This window comes from Rugamonas fusca, from assembly GCF_014042365.1.
Lineage (GTDB): Bacteria > Pseudomonadota > Gammaproteobacteria > Burkholderiales > Burkholderiaceae_D > Rugamonas > Rugamonas fusca.
Genome location: NZ_JACEZS010000021.1, coordinates 50,342 through 67,852, shown reverse-complemented (window position 1 = coordinate 67,852; position 17,511 = coordinate 50,342). Strand labels below are relative to the sequence as shown.

General features: G+C 66.6%; 13 protein-coding genes. 5 read left to right on the top strand and 8 right to left on the bottom strand.

Annotated features, from left to right (window positions below; translation table 11 throughout):
- Window positions 1–242 precede the first annotated feature (242 nt).
- From H3H36_RS20745 to H3H36_RS20730, 4 genes are all read left to right on the top strand, one after another.
- Entirely contained in the window at window positions 243–683 is a 441-nt protein-coding gene (locus H3H36_RS20745) for a response regulator (RefSeq protein WP_375539611.1), read from the top strand.
- The gene (locus tag H3H36_RS20740; RefSeq protein ID WP_182219993.1) at window positions 680–1,306 is read left to right on the top strand and encodes a protein phosphatase CheZ; all 627 of its coding nucleotides are present in this window, start codon (window positions 680–682) and stop codon (window positions 1,304–1,306) included. Before H3H36_RS20745 ends, H3H36_RS20740 begins: the two co-directional genes overlap by 4 nt.
- Window positions 1,307–1,497: 191 nt before the next feature.
- A complete protein-coding gene (locus H3H36_RS20735; RefSeq protein WP_182219992.1) occupies window positions 1,498–3,663 on the top strand; it encodes an O-linked N-acetylglucosamine transferase, SPINDLY family protein in 2,166 nt (721 codons plus the stop codon).
- Window positions 3,664–3,729: 66 nt separating this feature from the next.
- Window positions 3,730–4,197: a DUF2252 family protein gene (locus H3H36_RS20730; RefSeq protein ID WP_182219991.1), complete on the top strand. Its 468-nt coding sequence runs from the start codon at window positions 3,730–3,732 to the stop codon at window positions 4,195–4,197.
- On the opposite strand, the gene H3H36_RS20725 is transcribed toward H3H36_RS20730, so the two are convergent.
- From H3H36_RS20725 to H3H36_RS20695, 7 genes are all read right to left on the bottom strand, one after another.
- Window positions 4,194–4,838, bottom strand: a complete 645-nt coding sequence (locus tag H3H36_RS20725) for a hypothetical protein (RefSeq protein ID WP_182219990.1) — start codon at window positions 4,836–4,838, stop codon at window positions 4,194–4,196. The genes H3H36_RS20730 and H3H36_RS20725 overlap by 4 nt on opposite strands.
- A gap of 1 nt (window position 4,839) precedes the next feature.
- Complete coding sequence (locus H3H36_RS20720) at window positions 4,840–6,942, bottom strand: alkaline phosphatase family protein (RefSeq protein ID WP_229220019.1); 2,103 nt, start codon at window positions 6,940–6,942, stop codon at window positions 4,840–4,842.
- A gap of 172 nt (window positions 6,943–7,114) precedes the next feature.
- Entirely contained in the window at window positions 7,115–7,591 is a 477-nt protein-coding gene (locus tag H3H36_RS20715; protein WP_182219989.1) for a cache domain-containing protein, read from the bottom strand.
- Window positions 7,592–7,632: 41 nt separating this feature from the next.
- Window positions 7,633–8,700 (bottom strand): porin, encoded by a 1,068-nt coding sequence (locus tag H3H36_RS20710; protein ID WP_182219988.1) that lies wholly within the window; start codon window positions 8,698–8,700, stop codon window positions 7,633–7,635.
- Window positions 8,701–8,781: 81 nt separating this feature from the next.
- The gene (locus H3H36_RS20705) at window positions 8,782–12,417 is read right to left on the bottom strand and encodes a hydantoinase B/oxoprolinase family protein (protein ID WP_182219987.1); all 3,636 of its coding nucleotides are present in this window, start codon (window positions 12,415–12,417) and stop codon (window positions 8,782–8,784) included.
- A 69-nt stretch (window positions 12,418–12,486) separates the two neighbouring features.
- On the bottom strand, window positions 12,487–13,761 hold the full coding sequence (locus H3H36_RS20700) for an MFS transporter (protein WP_182219986.1): 1,275 nt from the start codon (window positions 13,759–13,761) through the stop codon (window positions 12,487–12,489).
- Window positions 13,762–13,801: 40 nt separating this feature from the next.
- Window positions 13,802–14,575, bottom strand: a complete 774-nt coding sequence (locus H3H36_RS20695; protein ID WP_182219985.1) for a putative hydro-lyase — start codon at window positions 14,573–14,575, stop codon at window positions 13,802–13,804.
- Between the two features lie 164 nt (window positions 14,576–14,739).
- Between H3H36_RS20695 and H3H36_RS20690 the strand changes: the two genes are divergently transcribed.
- Complete coding sequence (locus H3H36_RS20690; protein ID WP_182219984.1) at window positions 14,740–15,675, top strand: LysR family transcriptional regulator; 936 nt, start codon at window positions 14,740–14,742, stop codon at window positions 15,673–15,675.
- 11 nt (window positions 15,676–15,686) lie between these two features.
- Here the strand turns inward: H3H36_RS20690 and H3H36_RS27580 are convergent, their stop codons facing one another.
- On the bottom strand, window positions 15,687–17,306 hold the full coding sequence (locus H3H36_RS27580; RefSeq protein ID WP_182219983.1) for a methyl-accepting chemotaxis protein: 1,620 nt from the start codon (window positions 17,304–17,306) through the stop codon (window positions 15,687–15,689).
- Window positions 17,307–17,511: the final 205 nt, after the last annotated feature.

Genomic DNA, 17,511 nt, shown 5'->3' with positions numbered 1-17,511 from the left:
GAAAGTTTCCCGCGAGTATGGTCGATGCCGAAAGAAAATTCTATGAGCCAAATCAATCCTGTAGCCGCGTCGCCACAATCATGGCGCGCCCACCGGCGGCACGGGCGACAGCCGCCGCATCCCGGCTCAACAAATATGGCAAATAAAAACTGAATTCCCCAAATACGTCATTTAGAACAATAATTTGCTATAATTGGTTTGTGGTAATTAATTTTGACAGAATGCAATATCGCGCAGGCGGCATGACCGCGGTGCGCGCAATTAAGGAACCCTTCATGGCTAGCGCACTTCAATTTCTCATCGTCGACGACTTTCAGACCATGCGCCGCATCCTGGCCACCCTGCTCCGGGAAATGGGCTACACCAAGGTGCTGGAAGCGGAGAACGGTAAAAAGGCGCTGCAGTGCCTGCACGCGGAACTGGCAGGCGCAACGCCCGTCGATTTCGTGATCGCCGACTGGAACATGCCCGAAATGGACGGCATGGAACTGCTGCAGGCCATACGCCAGGACGTACGGTTGGCCAGCCTGCCGGTGCTGATGGTGACCGCCGAGGCGAAACGGGAAAACATCATCTCCGCTGCCCACGCGGGCGCGGACGGCTACGTCGTCAAGCCGTTCAACGCGACGACCCTGCAGCAAAAACTGCAATTTATCCTGCAACGTAAAGGAGTAACCGCATGAACGCCATCCTCCCCGCGCACCGCGCCTTGCCCCTGCACCAGCAGCCTGGCGCGCCCGACGCCAGCGCCGTCTATGAACGGCTGGGCGTGATCGTGCGCGAACTGCACGACACCTTGCGCGAACTGGGGGCGGATGGCGTGCTCGCGGACGCGGCCAGCCAATTTCCATGCGCGCGCGGGCGCCTGCTGCATATCGCGGACCTCACGGAGAACGCGGCCAATGTGGTACTGAGCAAGGTGGAGGAACATGGCCCGGCCCAGGAACAGCTGGCGCGCGAAGCCCAATCGCTGCTGCAGGAGCTGGACACGGGCGCCGTGCCGGCCGACCGCATCACGGCCTTCCTCGCCAACGTGGCCAGCGGCTGCGGCAGCACGCGCGCGGCGCTGTCGGACATCATGATGGCCCAGGACTTCCAGGACTTGACGGGGCAACTGATCAAGAAAGTGGTGGTGCTGATGGAGAGCACGGAAGAGAACCTGCTCAAGCTGCTCATCGACGCCGCCCCGCCCGGCGCCATCGTCGCCCAGGCGCGCGAGGAACTGACGGCCGGCCCGGGCGCCCACGGCAGCGTCGCGCTGGACCAGACCAGCGTGGACGACCTGCTGGGCGAGCTGGGATTCTGAGGCCGCACGCCCCCGGTCCGCTGTTGCGCCGGCGCTAGAGCAACTCCTCTAAGCCGGCCCGCCATGCGCTCGCCGCCCCATGGATCGCTTACAATCGCCTTCCAATCACATGCATTCTTGGCAAGATGCGCGCGCCGGAACGACCCTCGGCAGTTCCTTGCCTGTCTGCGACAGACAAGGGGCGGGCTACGATGTTGGGCAACACAGCGAATCAGGCGGCGGGCGGCTTCCAGCCCGGCGTGCCATTGCATCTGCAAGTGCAGCGGGCCCTGGGCCTGCACCAGCAAGGCCAGCTCGATGCGGCCGAAAACCTGTACGCGGCCATCCTGGCCCGCCACGCCAGACAAGTCGAATGCCTGCACTACCTGGGCGTGATCAAGTACCAGAAGGGACGCCACCAGGAGGCCGTGGACCTGATCAAGAAGGCCATCAACCTTGACAAGAACAACCCGGAAGCCCATTCCAACCTGGGCCTGGCCCTGCACGGCAATGGCCGCCACCAGCTCGCGCTCGACAGCTACGCGCGGGCGCTGGCGCTGAATCCGCGCCATCCCGATGCCCTCAACAACCGCGGCAACGTGCACCGCGACCTGAACCGGCTCGAGGAAGCGTTGTCCGATTACGACGCCGCGCTGGCCCTGCGCCCCCGTTTCGCGCTGGCCCTGGCCGCCCGCGCCGACGTGCTCAATCGCCTGGGACGCACGCAGGACGCGCTGGCCGCCATCGACCGCGCCCTGGCGCTGCAGGCCACGCCGGAACTGCACAACGCGCGCGGCACCGTGCTGCAAACGCTGCAGCGGCGCGACGATGCCCTGCTGTGCTTCGAGGAAGCGCTACGCTGCGACCCCACCCACCTCACGGCGTGGAACCACAAGGCCGGCGCGCTGTACCTGATGGGCCGGCGCGACGAGGCGCTGGCCGCGCTGGAACAGGCGGCCAGCCTGGCGCCGCAGGCGCCCGACATCCGCCTCAAGCAAGCCGTCGTCAGGCTGCACATCATCCGACCGGCCGGACACGACCTGGCGGCCGAACGCGACACCTTCGCCCGCGACCTGGACGCGTTCGACACCTGGCTGGCGCAGCAGAAGGTGGCCAATCCGCTGGCCGTGGTAGGCGGCTGCCACCCGTTCTACCTCAGCTACCACGAACAGAACAACCGCGCGCTGCTGGCGCAGTACGGCGCCATGTGTGCCCGCCTGATGGGCCAATGGGCCAGCCAGCGCGGCCTGCCCGCACCCGCCCCCGCTGCCAGGGCGCGCAAGGCGGGCACGCCCGTCCGCGTGGGCGTGGTGTCGGCCCACGTGGTCGAGCATCCCGTGTGGCGCGCCATCGTGCGCGGCTGGTTCAGTGAGCTGGACCGGGAGCGCTTCGAACTGCATGTGTACTACCTGGGCAGCAAGGAGGACGGCGAGACGGCCTACGCGCGCAGCCGCGCCACCACCATGCAGCAGGGTACGCGCTCGGAGGCGGAATGGGCCCGGCTGATCGCGGGCGCCAACCTCGATGTGCTGATCTACCCGGAACTGGGCATGGACGCCATGGCGCCCCGGCTGGCCGCGCTGCGCCTGGCGCCGCGCCAGCTGGCCACCTGGGGCCATCCCGAAACGACCGGACTGCCCACCATCGACGCCTACCTGTCGGCCGCTGGCCTGGAGGCGGAGGACGCGCAGGAGCACTATGCCGAACAACTGGTACGGCTGCCCAACCTGGGCTGCCACTACGAGCCACCCCAGGTGGAAGCGCAACACGTGGACCTGGCGGCGCTGGGCGTGCGTCCGGGCGTGCCGCTGTTCGTCTGTCCCGGCTCGCCGTTCAAGTACGCGCCCGAATATGACCATGTGCTGGTCGATATCGCCCGGCGCAGCGGTCCCTGCCAGTTCCTGTTCTTCGCCAATCCCCAGGCCAGCGACCTGACCGACCTGTTGCGGGCGCGCGTGGCCCACGCGTTCAGGCAGGCCGGCCTGGCGCCGGAGCAGTACCTGGTGAGCACCCCGTGGCAGCCGCCGGCCCGCTTCTACAGCATCCTGCGCCAGGCCGACGTGTTCCTCGACACGATAGGCTTCTCGGGCTTTAACACGGCGATGCAGGCCGTGGATTGCGCGCTGCCCATCGTGACGGTGGAAGGGCGCTTCATGCGCGGACGGTTCGGCAGCGCCATCCTGCGCCGCATGGGGCTGGACCATCTGGTGCAGCCCGACAGCACCGGCTACGCCGACCTCGCGTGCCGGCTGGCCGCCGACGCAGCCTTGCGCGATACCGTACGCGACGCCATCGTGTCCCGGCGCGACGTGCTGTACTGCGACGCGGCGCCCATCCGGGAACTGGAACGCTACCTGGAACAGGCAGCGACAGCGTGAGCGGAGCGCCATGCTCCTGTCCCGGCCCTGCCTGATGGCGCCGCCGCCAGCCGCCGGGGCGACGACGTGGGGCACGTGGTGGCGGCCGCGCGGGCGCCGGTGCTGCCCTGCCCGCAACCGGCATGGGAAAGCGAAGCCCGGCGCATCGTGGACATTCAACGCCGGGTGCAGGCCATCACGCCCGCCTTCCTGACCGATCTCACGTTCGACGGCCAGTCCTACGTGCTGAAAGAGCTGCTGCCGGACCAGGACAGGCTGACGCTGGACCACTGGGATGGCAAACTGGCCCGCCTTGAAATGGTGATGTGTGACATGGGCGCCCTGCTGGCCTGGGCACACCTGCGTTCCAGCGGGCGACAGGGTTCGGCCAACGCCGACGCATGGATGGCCTACGGCGCCGACGTGGCAAGCTGGCGCGCGGACCTGCTCGACCACGCGCAGGCGGGGCAGCAGCAAGTGCTGGCCGACTGGGAAAGCTACGCGGCGGCCTACCGCGAAGCGGAGCGGCAGCGCAGCCCCGCATCGCGCGGCTAGTCGGTCTGGATATCGGCGTTGGCGTTGTTGTGCACGAAGCCGGCGTCGTTGAGCGCGAACGCCGCGCGCGGCAAGGCGGCCGTGCTGGCGGAGGTGACGCGCCACAGCGTCTTGCCACCACCATCGGCGATCAGCAGTGGCAAGCGTAACTGGCCGCTCCAGCAGACGTTGCTGACCGTGCCAGCACGGTCCAGCGCATACCAGCGGCATGGCCCCAATGGCGCGTCGGCCACGGGCGCCTGCTTCAAGGCCGTCAAGCGATAAGGGCCGGTTGGCCGCGTGAGCGCGTGCGCCATGCTGAACCAGTCGGTGAAGTGACCGATGCGGTACAGGTTGGTGCGCTCGATATCGGTGCGGATCTGGCGCGGCAGGTCCAGCACCACCATCTGCCACTCCGTCTGGCCGGCCGGCTTGAAGATATGCGTCTCCAGCTTGTCGTCCGTGCGGCGCTTGAGGCGCTGCTCGCCATCACGCCACACTTGCACCGCGTGCGTGCGGCCTTCGGCTAGGTACGTCGCGCTGTAATGGAGCTGGCGCGCCTCGCCCTTGCTGCTGAAAGTCTTGTCGAAATCCAGGTCGGCGGCCTGGCTACCGGCCGCCGCCATGATCCCGGCCAGCAAAAAAGCCCGGGTAACGATCATCTTAATTCCGTACTGGTTGCGCGTAGTCGAAGTAACGGTAGGTCTTGCCATCCACCGTCAGGTCCTTGACCATCAGGTTGATCGAATAGCTGCCGTTGCTGAGGGTCGTGTCGACGGTGGCGCCGGTCAGGTCGGTCGGCACCTTGAACGCCAGGCCGGTGGCCGGCGCCGTCGGGTTCACGACGGCGCTCTTGACGACGGCGCTGGCGCTGCTGGCGGGCTTCACCAGCGCTTCGTTCAGCACGCGGCCATCCGCTTGCGGCATGGACTGGCCCAGCAGGTAGGCCACGGTCGGCGCCACGTCCACGTTGCCGGTCGGGTTGCTGATCACGGTGGAGGTCTTGAACGCGGGACCGGCGGCGATCAGCGTGTTGTGCACGTCGATCGGGCTGAAGCTGCCGTGCATGCCGCGATTGGCGCCCGTGCTTTCGAACTCGATGCCGGGCAGGCCGTTAACCAGCTGCTGCGCATCCCAGTTGAAGCTGACGACGATGTCGGGCTGGCCCTTGCCGGAGCGGGTGGCGTTTTCCAGGTTGATCATCGACATGGGCAACGTGCCGGCGATGGCGCCATAGCGGCTGTCGACGAAGATCGCGCCGTATTCCTCGCGCGATTGCAGGAAGCGCACGGCGGCGGCGACGGTGGCCGCGTCATGGTCGGGAATGTACAGGTAGTCGGAACCGCCGTTGGCGGCCACCACGATGCCCTTGGCCGGCATGGTGGCGGGCACCTTGAAGCTGGCCACCGGCGTGGGCAGCGTGGCGCTGATGGCCTGGTACTTGGCGTTGGCCGTGCCGCACAGGGCGCCGGTGGTATCCACGTTCACGGGCTGCACGTTGCTGCCGTCGGCCTTGATGCCGTACATGGCCGAGGTGCTGCAGCCATTACCGTCGAACGCGCGGAAGCCGGCGTAGGTCAGCAGGTCGGCCGTGCGTACGTCACCCGACACGGAGAAGCCGTTGATGGCGTCGCGGTTGCCCAGCGCGGCGTTGGTCACGCCGTTGGTGACCGAGGTGCTGGCCGTGATGGCGCGCAGCGGATACAGGCTGGTGGGACCGGACACATTGCTGTGTGCATGGTCGGACACCACGATGATGTTGGTGTTGGCGTCCATCTTGTTGGCCTTCAGCGCTGCCTGCAGTTCGCCCAGGCGCGCATCCTGCGACGCCAGCGCCTTGCGGTAGTTGGCCGAGCCGGGGCCGTAGGCGTGCTCCGTGTTGTCCGGCGTGCGGAACCAGATCAGCGACAGGTCAGGCAGCTTTTTAGGCAGGATGAAATCGGTGTAGACCTTCATCATGTACTTGTTGGCCGCGTCTTCCGGATTGCCTTGCGTGGTGTCGGTGACGTCCTTGGCCTGCAGGCCGTTGGGCAGCGCGAAGGTGAGCGCGCCGGCGCGGGCCGTCGGGTCGCCGTTGCTGGCGGCCAGCGTCACGGCGCCCGCCGCGTAGGCGTATGGCGTGTTCTTGGGCAGCGCGAAATTGGCGGCCTGCAGGTCGGTTACCAGCGAGGCTGGCAGCACGGTGTTCTCATCGAGGAAGATGCCGCCACGGCCCAGGTCCTGGATGAAGGCGGCGCCGGATTTGCCGATGGCGGCCGTCTTCAGGCCGGCGTCCTGCGCCGTCTTGAACAGCGATTTGACCAGCAGCAGCTGGCCGCCATAGTAGTCGTTCAGGGTGCTCAGCACCGCGTAGTCTTCCGTGAAGACGGGTGCGTTGTAGTCCTGGTTGCCGCCGGATGCGCTCTTGCCGACCGGGATAGGCTGGGCCGCGCCAGCCTGCGGCGGAGTCCAGAACGTGTTGCCGTAAAAGCCGCTGGTTTTCGGGAACGAGCCGGTGGCGAACGACGAACCGTTCATCATCGTGAAGGTCGGATAGGTCGAGTGGTTATCGACGAAATGGACACCGGCCTGGCGCAGCGCGTACAAATTGGGCGTATCGACGGGGTTGACGGCATCGGGACGCAAGCCATCCCACACCATGATGATGGTGCGCTGGGCCGGGGCCGTGACGATGTCGGATGCGGTGGTGGTCGTACTCGAACCACCGCAGGCGGTCACGGTCGCCAGCGTGGCGGCCATGCTCAGGAAAAGCAGGGTAGAACGCATATTTTTCTCTTCAGGTCATTGTTGGGCCGCAGGGGCGGGCCGCGCCACTATAGTGGCCAAAAATGACATAGTGATGACCTGTCAAGAAAACGGAACTGCCCGGCGATGCGGGCAGGAGGGCAAGGCGCTGGAGGGGTGCCGGACAGCGCCCGGCGCCCCGCCTGCAAGCAGACTATTTGTAGATGCCGCAGCCGATGATCACGTCATCGACCCGTTCCACATAGGTGCGTTTGCCATCGATTTTTCCGGTGGCGGGATTGGGCCACTTGTAGTCGACCCAGCCCTTGCCGGCCTTGCTCATGCCGATCGCGAGGATATCCTTGATCATGTAGCGGCCGTCGGCATCGCGTAGCTCCAGCACGTTCTTGCCCACCAGTCGGGGATTGGCACCATTGGCTGTCTCGATGCCGTCGCCGTTGGCCGAGAAACTGAAGATGTACAAATCGCGGTCGATGAACTGGCCCTTGGGATTGTTGAATTCCGCGTAGGCCTTCTCCTTGCCGTTCTTTTTCAGGTACTCGGCCGCCTTCCTGACCATGGCGACCGCTTCGTCGGCCGTGCCCTTCTCGGCCGCGCTGGCCGTCAACGACAGCAAAACCATGGCCGCTCCGGCCAGCGCCACGACGATGCTCTTGAATACCTTACCCATGATGCCCCTCCCCTATTTTGTTTTCAGTGTGGCGTGGCGGCTCAGAACACGTGCCGCAGCCCCAGGTTGACGGCGCGGTCGCCCGTGCCGCCCTCGATTGCGCTGCCGACCGTATAGCCGGCGCCGTTCTTGTTGCGGATGCGCGCATAGGCAGTATAAACATCGGTGCGCTTGGAAAGATAGTAGCGATAGCCAAGCGCGAACTGTTCCGCGTCCTGGTTGAATGCCGATTTGTCATTCTTGCGGATGTAGGAAGCCATCCAGGTCTGCACGCCCACGGGCACGGTCACGCCCAGCAGCAGGTCGGCGCTGTCGGTGGATGGCGTGGGCGCCACCGCGTAGCCGAACGGATTGGTGGCATTGCGCAGCGGCGCGCTGTTGGTCCCCTTGTCAGTGCCATAGGCCAGGTGCGCCTTGGCCGGACCGAAATCATAGCTTGCCGTCAGCACCGTGTTGCGCGCGCTGCTGGCGTTCTTCACGGTGGCTGTATCGTTGTTGCGATTGTGGTACGCCAGCTTGACGGCCAGCGGCCCGGTCGCATAGCCGAGCGCACCGCCGAACTGGCGGGCCGCCGTGTTGTCGCCAGCCACCTCGCCCGCGCCGTACACCAGCTCCGCGCTCAGGCCATGCGAAGCCGGGCTCACATATTTGATCGCGTTGTCCATGCGGCTGGCGCTGTTGCCGGTGGCGGCCATCAGGTTCTTGGTGTCGCCCGCCAGGCCGGAACCGAAGGGATCGACGGCGGCCACGGCCAGGTATTGCGGCGTGTACTGCCGGCCCAGCGTGACGGTGCCGGCCCGGCTTTGCAGACCCACGTAGGCCTGGCGGCCGAACAGCAGGCCGCCCTGGCCCATGGCGCCGGTGTCGGCCTGGAAGCCGTTCTCCAGCAGGAAGATGGCGGCCATGCCGTCGCCCAGGTCTTCGCTGCCCTTGAAGCCGAGCCGCGAGCCGGATGCCACGCCGCTGGTCAGTTTGGTGCTGGCGCCGGCGGCGGCGCCGCTCTCGCGTACCAGCCCCATGTCCACGATGCCATACACGGTCACGGCCGATTGGGCCGCGGCCATCCCTGCCGATGCGCCCAGTGCGAGCGCAAGCATAGTTTTCTTCATTTTTTTGGTGTCCCCAGTGTGATGCGGGCTCGGTGGAGTATCCGGCGGCGCCGCGAGCCCTGACCGCGCCGCCGGTGAAAATTACACGCCGTAGCCGCCGCCCCCCGGCGTTTCGATGGCGAACACGTCGCCGGCCCGCATTTCGGCCGTGTGGGTGGCGCCGAATCGCTCGACGCTGCCGTCGCTGCGTTCGACCCAGTTGCGGCCCAAGGCACCCGCCGCCGCGCCATCGAGGCCGAACGGCGCCACGCGGCGGTGGCCGGCCAGGATGTTGGCCGTCATCGCTTCCAGGAAGCGGATCCGGCGCAATGCGCCGTCGCCGCCCTGGTGCCGGCCCGCGCCGCCGCTGCCGCGCCGGATCGCGTGCGTTTCCACCAGCACCGGGAAGCGCCATTCCAGCACTTCCGGATCGGTCATGCGCGAGTTGGTCATGTGGGTCTGCACGGCGGCCGTGCCGTTGAAGCCAGGGCCGGCGCCGGAACCGCCGGCGATGGTTTCATAATACTGGTGCTCTTCGTTCCCGAACGTGAAGTTGTTCATCGTGCCCTGCGAGGCCGACAACACCCCCAGCGCACCGTACAGCGCATCGGTCACGTACTGGGACACTTCCACGTTCCCGGCCACCACGGCCGCCGGGTACACGGGATTGAGCATCGAGCCTTGCGGGATGATCAGGTTGAGCGGTTTGAGCACACCCTCGTTCATCGGGATATCGCTGTCGAGCAGGGTGCGGAACACGTACAGCACGGCCGCCTTGCACACCGACAGCGGCGCGTTGAAGTTGGTGGGACGCTGGGCGCTGGTGCCCGTGAAGTCCACCGTGGCGCTGCGGGTGGCGTGGTCGATGGTGAGGCTCACCTTGAGCAGCGCGCCGTCGTCCATCTCGTACTCGAAGCTGGCGTCGCGCAGGCCGCTGATGGCCTGGCGCACGGCCGCCTCCGCGTTGTCCTGCACGTGCTGCATGTAGGCCAGCACCACGTCCTCGCCATAAGTGGCCACGGCCTTGAGCAGTTCGTTGGCGCCCGTCTCGCAGGCGCCCAGCTGGGCGATCAGGTCGGCGATGTTCTGGTCGATGTTCCGGCTCGGCCACGGGCCGGCGCCGAACAGTTCGCGCACCAGCGGCTCCAGGAACACACCCTGGTCCACGATCTTGACGTTATCGAGCAGCACGCCCTCCTCCAAAATGGTGGTGCTGTTGGGCGGCATGGAGCCGGGCGTGATGCCGCCCACGTCCCCGTGGTGGCCGCGCGCGGCCACGTAGAACAGCGGTTCCGGCCGCACCGTGAACGGCGGCGCGTTGTGCTCGGCGCTGAATACGGGGCTCACCACCGTGATGTCGGGCAGGTGGGTGCCGCCGTTGTAGGGCACGTTGAGCACGTAGGCGTCGCCGGGCGCCATGGTGGCGCCATGCTCGCGGATCACGCACTGCACGCTGTCGCTCATCGACCCCAGGTGCACGGGAATGTGGGGTGCGTTGGCGATCAGGTTGCCGTGGCGGTCGAAGATGGCGCACGAGAAGTCCAGCCGCTCCTTCATGTTCACGGAATAGGCGGTGTTCTCCAGCGTGGTGCCCATCTGTTTGGCGATGGCCATGAACAGGTTGTTGAAGATTTCGAGGTGGATCGGATGCACGGCCGTCGTCATCTTGTGCATGCTGCCGGCGGCCACGGTGCGTTCCAGCAGCAGCGTGTGGTCCGGCAGCACCTTGGCGCTCCAGCCGGCATCGACCACGGTGGTGGCGATCTCCTCGCGGATGATGGCCGGGCCGGCGATGCGGCTGCCCACCGGCAGCGCGGCGCGCACGTGCAGCGCGATCGGCACGGTCTGGCCATCGACGTAGCTCAACACCTCGCCCGGCGCTTCGGGCTGTTCACCGGCCGGCACTTCGATCACGAAGTCGGCGCCCTTGCCTTCGCCGATGGCTTCGGCCGACACGGATTCGATCACCAGCGGCTGGCCTTCCATCACGAAGCCGAAGCGGCCACGGTACTGGATCGCGAACGCCTCGGCCATCTCCACCAGGCCGCCGATTGGGACCACGAAGGCCGAATCGCTATCCTGGTATTTGACGCGGGCGCACAGCTCCACCTTGATATCGGCCGGCGCCACCTGCTGCGCCAGCAGTTCGGCGCCGGCCTCGCGGGCCAGCGCGCCCAGGCGCGGCTGCAGCGCGGCCAGCGTGGCCTCGGACAGCACCTGCTCCACGGCCGCTTCGCGCATGGCGCGGATGTCGGCCAGGCCCATGCCGAAGGCCGACAGCACGCCGGCGAACGGGTGGATCACGATCTGCGTCATGCCCAGCACGTCGGCCACGCGGCAGGCATGCTGGCCACCGGCGCCGCCGAAGCAGCACATGGCGTAGCGGCTCACGTCGTAGCCACGCTCGACGGAGATCGACTTGATGGCCTGCGCCATGTTATCGACGGCCACGGCCAGGAAGCCATCGGCCACGGCCGACGGCGACAGGCTGGTGCCCGTCTCGCGTTCGATCTGCGCGGCCAGCGCGGTGAAGCGGCGCACCACTTCGTCGCGGTCCAGCGGCAGGTCGCCGTTGGGGCCGAACACGTGCGGGAAGTGCTCGGGCTGGATACGGCCCAGCATCACGTTGCAGTCGGTGATCGTCAGCGGGCCGCCCTTGCGGTAGCTGGCCGGCCCCGGATTGGCGCCGGCCGATTCCGGCCCCACCTTGAAGCGGCCGTGCTCGAAACTGCAGATGGAGCCGCCGCCCGCCGCCACCGTATGAATGTGCATCATCGGTGCGCGCACCCGCACGCCGGCCACCACCGTCTCGAACACGCGCTCGTAGGCGCCGTCGTAGTGGGCCACGTCAGTCGAAGTGCCGCCCATGTCGAAGCCGATCACCTGTTTCAGGCCGATCGCCTCGCAGCTTTTCACGGCGCCCACGATGCCGCCGGCCGGGCCGGACAGGATGGCGTCCTTGCCCTGGAAGCGGCTGGCGTCCGTCAGGCCGCCGTTCGATTGCATGAACATCAGGCGCACGGCGCCCGTGTCGGCCGACACCCGTGCCACGTAGTCGCGCAGCACCGGCGACAGGTAGGCATCGACCACCGTCGTGTCGCCCCGGCCCACGATCTTCATCAGCGGGCTGACCTGGTGGCTGACGGAGATCTGGCTGAAGCCCGCCTCCTCGGCCAGCGCCCGCAGGCGCTGCTCGTGCTGCGGATAGCGATAGGCGTGCATCAGCACGATGGCGATGGCGGCTATGCCCTTGGCGCGCAGGGCGGCGAACTGCCCGCGCAGCACTGCCTCGTCCGGCGCCTCCAGCACGGCGCCATGTGCGCCGATGCGCTCATCGACTTCGATCACTTCCTCGTAGATCAGGTCGGGCAGCTCGATGCGCATGGCGAAGATGTCTGGCCGGTCCTGGTAGCCGATGCGCAGCTGGTCGGCGAAGCCACGGGTGATGGCCAGCGCCGTGCGCGCGCCTTTCCGTTCCAGCAGCGCGTTGGTGGCGACCGTGGTGCCCATCTTGATCACTTCGATCTGCTCCACCGGCAACGGCTCGCCCGTCTTCAGGCCCAGCATCTCGCGCATGCCCTGGGTGACGGCGTCGTCGTAACGCTCCGGGTATTCGGACAGCAGCTTGTGCGTGACCAGCTTGCCGTCCGGCCGGCGCGCCACGATGTCGGTGAAGGTGCCGCCACGGTCAACCCAGAATTGCCAGCGCAGTTGGTGGGTGGGGATGTCGTTTTTCATGATGGTGTCTCGCTTCAGTTGGTTCTGTTGGTTCTGTTGATTCAGTTGCGACTGTCGATACTTGATGACTCAAGCTTCCAGCTTCTTGCCGGCCGTCTCGGGCAGGGTCAATGCGGCCAGGATCATCACACCGTAGGCGGCGCCGGCGAACAGGCCGATCGCTTCACCCAAGGCCATGGTGTGGCTGGTCAGGCCTATCATCAGCGGGAACAGCGAGCCCACGGCGCGGCCCATGTTGTAGCTGAAGCCCTGCCCCGAACCGCGCACGCGGGTCGGGAACAATTCGGTGAGGAAGGCGCCCATGCCGCTGAACACGCCGGACACGAAGAAGCCCAGCGGGAAGCCCAGGAACAGCATCACGCTGTCGGTGACGGGCAAGCGGGTGTAGGCGAAAGCGATGCACAGCGAGCCCAGTGCGAACAGGATGAAGTTCTTCTTGCGGCCCAGCAGGTCGGTGAGGAAGGCGCTCACGATGTAGCCCACGTAGGAGCCGACGATCACCATCGCCAGGTAGCCGCCCGTGCCCAGCACGGTCAGGTGGCGCTCCGTTTTCAGGAAGGTGGGCAGCCAGGTGGTGATGGCGTAGTAGCCGCCCTGGGCGCCGGTGGTCAGCAGCACGGCGCGCAGCGTTATGGTCAGCATCTTCGGCGAAAAGATCTCGGCGAACGAGGCGCGCTGCGCGCCGCGTTCCTGCTGCTTTTGCTGGGCCACGAACAGTTCCGGCTCATCGACGAAGCGGCGGATGAAGATCACGAACATGGCCGGCAAGATCCCCAGCAGGAACAGCGAACGCCACGCCCATTCCGGCGGCAGCAGCGAGAACATGAGCGCGTACAGCAGCGCCGACACGCCCCAGCCGATGGCCCACCCGGCCTGCACCATGCCGACGGCCTTGCCCCGGTCCTTGGCGCGGATCACCTCACCGATCAGGATGGCGCCGGCCGTCCATTCGCCGCCCATGCCAAAGCCCATCAGGCCGCGCGCCAGCAGCAGCTGGTTGAAGTTCTGCGCCAGGCCGCACAGCACGGTGAAGAAGGCGAACCACAGGATGGTCAGTTGCAGCGTCTTGACGCGGCCGATGCGGTCCGACAGGATGCCGGCCAGCCAGCCGCCCATGGCCGAGGTGAGCAAGGTGACGGTGCCGATCAGGCCGGCGTCGCCCTTGGACAGGCCCCAGCTGGTGATCAGTGTGGGAATCACGAAGCTGAGAAATTGGGTATCCATCGCGTCGAGCGCGTAGCCGACCTTGCAGCTCCAGAAGGTGCGGCGCTCCTTGCCGGTCAGGGCGTGGAACCACGCGAAGTAACCTTCCTGCTCGATGCTGGGTATGACTCTGGTGTTCATGCTTTGTCTCCGTCGTTGTTATCAGTGCTAAGGTATGAATTCAGAACGCGGCCAGGCTGGCGTTGGGAATGTCCGTCACCAGCATGTAGCCCGGCTGGTGAGTGATCACGAGCGGCAGTCGCGCTTCGCGTATGGCTTCCTGCGGCGTGACGCCACAGGCCCAGAACACGGGCAGCTCGTCGGCGGCGATGGCCACCGCGTCGCCGTAATCAGGTTGGGCGATGTCGGCGATGCCGATCAGGGCCGGGTCGCCCAGGTGCACCGGGGCGCCGTGGATGGCGGGATAGCGGCTGGTGATCTGGATCGCGCGGATCGCGTCGCGCGCCTTCATCGGCCGCATCGACACCACCAGCTTGCCGCCGAACGGGCCGGCCTTCTGATTATCGATATGGGTGCGGTACATGGCCACGTTCCTGCGCTGCTCCACATGGCGCAGCGCAATGCCGGCATCCATCAGCATCTGCTCGAACGAGAACGAGCAGCCGATGGCGAAGGCCACCAGGTCGTCGCGCCATACGTCATGCAGCGCGTGCGGCTGGGAGGCGAGCTGGCCGTCGCGGTAGATGTTGTAGCCGGGGACGTCGGCGCGCAGATCCATGTCCGCGCCCAGCGCGGCCACGTTCCACTGGCCAGGCTCGCCCACGGCCAGCAACGGGCAAGCCTTGGGATTACGCTGGCAGAACAGCAGGAACGCGTCGGCGTGGGCCTGCGGCAGGATCACCAGGTTGGCCTGGGCGTAGGCGCCGCACTGGCCCGCCGTGGGAAGGCGGAACTGGCCGTTGCGTACCGCGTGTCGGAATTCGAGTGGGGTCATGTTCAATCTCGCTGCTGGTGTGGGGATTGATGTAAGAATAATCTTCAAGCGTGCAGCGAGCTATCTAGTAATTTTTGCTGTTGTTGTATAGTTTTTCTTACCGTTGAACGCTATGCGCGGGACTATGGTTAAGGTATTCTTGCTCCAACCCTCCCCCGCCGGCCATGAACACACGCTTCCTCGAAACCTTCGTCACGCTCGCCCAGTTGCGCAGCTTTCGCGCCACGGCGCGCGCGCTGCATGCCACGCCGGCCGCCATTTCGCTGCGCATCAAGGCGCTGGAGGAGGAATTGCAGACGGAACTGGTGGACCGCGAGGCCAGCGAGTTCCGCCTCACGGCGCAAGCCGAATACCTGCTGAGCCATGCCAAGGCCGTGGTGGACGCCACCCGCCGCCTGCAAGCGGCGGCCCGCAAGGACAGCGCCATCCGCGGCCGGCTAAGGCTGGGGGTGATCGAATCGGTGGTGCACAGCTGGCTGGCGCAATACATCCGGGAGATGAACGCCAACTATCCGGAACTGGAAATCGACCTGGCGGTCGACATCAGCAACGTGCTGGAACGGCGCCTGCGGGCCCGCGAGCTGGATCTGGTGGTGCAGGTCGAGGGGGTGGACAGCAGCGACATCGTGTCCGAGGCGCTGGCCGCCTACCCGGTGCACTGGATCGCCCGCAAGGGACTGGTCGATGGCCGCAAGGAAGGGCTGCATCAGCGCCTGCTGGCACTGCCCATCCTCACCTTTGGACGGGGCACGGCGCCGCAGCGGGCGCTGGAGGAAATCGTCAGCAAGATGGCCAACCTGGCCGCCATTCCGCTCGAGCAGACGCGCATCACCTGCTCGCCGTCGGTGGCCGCCATCGTCCAGCTGGTCAAGGATGGCTATGGGGTGGCCGCCATTCCCAGCCTGTTCGTCAGCAGCTACCTGGAGAGCGGCGAGTTCGTGCAGCTGCCGGTGCAGCCGGAGCCGCCGTCCATCATCGTCTCCATGTGCCTGCACACCAACGCGGAGATGGTGGTGCATGCGGCGGCCAACGCGGCCCGCCTGGCCTGCGCCAGCTATTGCGCGCAGGAGGACGGCCGCTATATTAAATCGCTGGGCTGAAGCGGAAGCGCTCAGGCCGCGATGCGGCGCACGCCAGCGTTGGCGGCGTTGCCAGCGTGGTTCGCGCCCAGCTTGAACTGGGTGACGGCGGCCGTCAGCTGGCCAGCCTGGTCGCGCATGGCGCCGGCGGCAGCGGCGGCCTGCTCCACCAATGCCGCGTTCTGCTGGGTCACGCCGTCCATCTCCACCATGGCGCGGCTCACCTGCTCCAGCCCCTGCGACTGTTCGCGGCTGGCCGCGCTGATCTCGGCCATGATGTCCGTCACCTGGCCGATGCTGTGCACCAGATCGCGCATGGTGGCGCCCGCGTGGTCGGCCAGCTCGCTGCCGGCGCGCACCTGGCGCACCGAATTGTCGATCAAGTCCTTGATCTCATGGGCCGCCGCCGCAGAACGCTGTGCCAGATTGCGTACTTCCGTCGCCACCACGGCGAAGCCGCGTCCCGTCTCGCCCGCGCGCGCCGCCTCCACGGCCGCGTTCAATGCCAGGATGTTGGTCTGGAAGGCGATGCCGTCGATCACGCTGGTAATCTCGGCGATGCCGCGCGCGGCCTGGTCGATGGCGTTCATGGTCGTCACCACCTGGGCCACGGCCTCGCCGCCGCGCGCGGCCACGTCGGAGGCGGCCAGCGCCAGCTGGTTGGCACGCTGCGCATGGTCGGCCGTCTGGCGCACGGTGCCCGTCAACTGCACCATCGAAGCGGCCGTCTGCTGCAAGGCGCTGGCCTGCGACTCGGTGCGCGCCGACAGGTCCATATTGCCCTGGGCGATCTCGCCGGCCGCCAGCTCGATGCCGATGCTGCCGGCCCGCACTTGCGCCACCACGCGCGCCAGGCTGCCGTTCATGGTACCCAACGCCTGCATCAGCTGGGCCGATTCGTCGGCGCCGGCGGCCGCGATCTGGCTGGTCAGGTCACCGTTGGCCACGGTCTCGGCCACGCCGATGGCGCGCTGCAGCGGCAGCACGATGCCGCGCACCAGCCACGCCGTCATGGCCGTGCCGACCACGATGACCAGGACCACCATGGCCAGCAACTCCCGGCTGCCGGCCACGCCGCGCGCCGCAAACTCGGCGCGCGCGGCCGCCATCGAACCGTGCGCCTGCTGCTGCACATAAGCGACAATGTCATCGATCTGCTGGTTGACGGGACGGTCCATACCCTTGACCAGGCCATCGACCGCGTGGGCGCTGTCGGGATGGGCGCCATCATATTGCTGGAGCGCCTGCTGGTATAGTCCAAACAGGGTCTGGTGGGCTTGCATGGCCTGGTCGGCGCGCTGCGCCTCCAGCCCCAGCAGGCCCAGTTCCGTCTTCAGCGTCGCCAGGCGCGCCTGGGTCAGCGTGTGCTGGTGCGCGAAGGCCTTGCTGTACTTGTCAAACGCGGCCGGGTCGCCGCCGCGCAGCAGCGTGTCCTTCCACTCCTGGACCTGCTTCTTGAATTCCACCTGGGCGCCGCGCGCCGCGTCCACCGCCATCACCAGCCGTTCTTCGCGCTCCACTTCCTGCGCGCCGCGCGCGCCCATGGCGCTGAAGGTCCACCAACCGGCCGCGCCCACGGCCAGCATGGCCGCGATCAGGAACGTGGCCAGGATGCCGAGGCGGTGGCCTATCTTTAAGTTATCAAATTTCATAGTCTAGATCCGGCTGAAAAAACAAAGAGCAAGCCGTGGCTTGCTCCGCAGTTAGGCGCCGCATGGCTGACAACATGTTCGCGGCGGGCCGCATTATACTTTTCACAAATAGATGTTGCCAAGCGGATAAATGTGCCACTGGGGCAATATTTAGTCGCAATTACAACAGTAGACGGGCTGAACTATCGAGATGCAGGTAAGCTTG

What these genes read in the sequence shown, in the direction of transcription:
- H3H36_RS20745 (WP_375539611.1), top strand. Translation starts at nt 243, where the DNA reads ATGACCGCGGTGCGCGCAATTAAGGAACCCTTCATGGCTAGCGCACTT.
- H3H36_RS20740 (WP_182219993.1), top strand. Translation starts at nt 680, where the DNA reads ATGAACGCCATCCTCCCCGCGCACCGCGCCTTGCCCCTGCACCAGCAG.
- H3H36_RS20735 (WP_182219992.1), top strand. Translation starts at nt 1,498, where the DNA reads ATGTTGGGCAACACAGCGAATCAGGCGGCGGGCGGCTTCCAGCCCGGC.
- H3H36_RS20725 (WP_182219990.1), bottom strand. Translation starts at nt 4,838, where the DNA reads ATGATCGTTACCCGGGCTTTTTTGCTGGCCGGGATCATGGCGGCGGCC.
- H3H36_RS20720 (WP_229220019.1), bottom strand. Translation starts at nt 6,942, where the DNA reads ATGCGTTCTACCCTGCTTTTCCTGAGCATGGCCGCCACGCTGGCGACC.
- H3H36_RS20715 (WP_182219989.1), bottom strand. Translation starts at nt 7,591, where the DNA reads ATGGGTAAGGTATTCAAGAGCATCGTCGTGGCGCTGGCCGGAGCGGCC.
- H3H36_RS20710 (WP_182219988.1), bottom strand. Translation starts at nt 8,700, where the DNA reads ATGAAGAAAACTATGCTTGCGCTCGCACTGGGCGCATCGGCAGGGATG.
- H3H36_RS20705 (WP_182219987.1), bottom strand. Translation starts at nt 12,417, where the DNA reads ATGAAAAACGACATCCCCACCCACCAACTGCGCTGGCAATTCTGGGTT.
- H3H36_RS20700 (WP_182219986.1), bottom strand. Translation starts at nt 13,761, where the DNA reads ATGAACACCAGAGTCATACCCAGCATCGAGCAGGAAGGTTACTTCGCG.
- H3H36_RS20695 (WP_182219985.1), bottom strand. Translation starts at nt 14,575, where the DNA reads ATGACCCCACTCGAATTCCGACACGCGGTACGCAACGGCCAGTTCCGC.
- H3H36_RS20690 (WP_182219984.1), top strand. Translation starts at nt 14,740, where the DNA reads ATGAACACACGCTTCCTCGAAACCTTCGTCACGCTCGCCCAGTTGCGC.
- H3H36_RS27580 (WP_182219983.1), bottom strand. Translation starts at nt 17,306, where the DNA reads ATGAAATTTGATAACTTAAAGATAGGCCACCGCCTCGGCATCCTGGCC.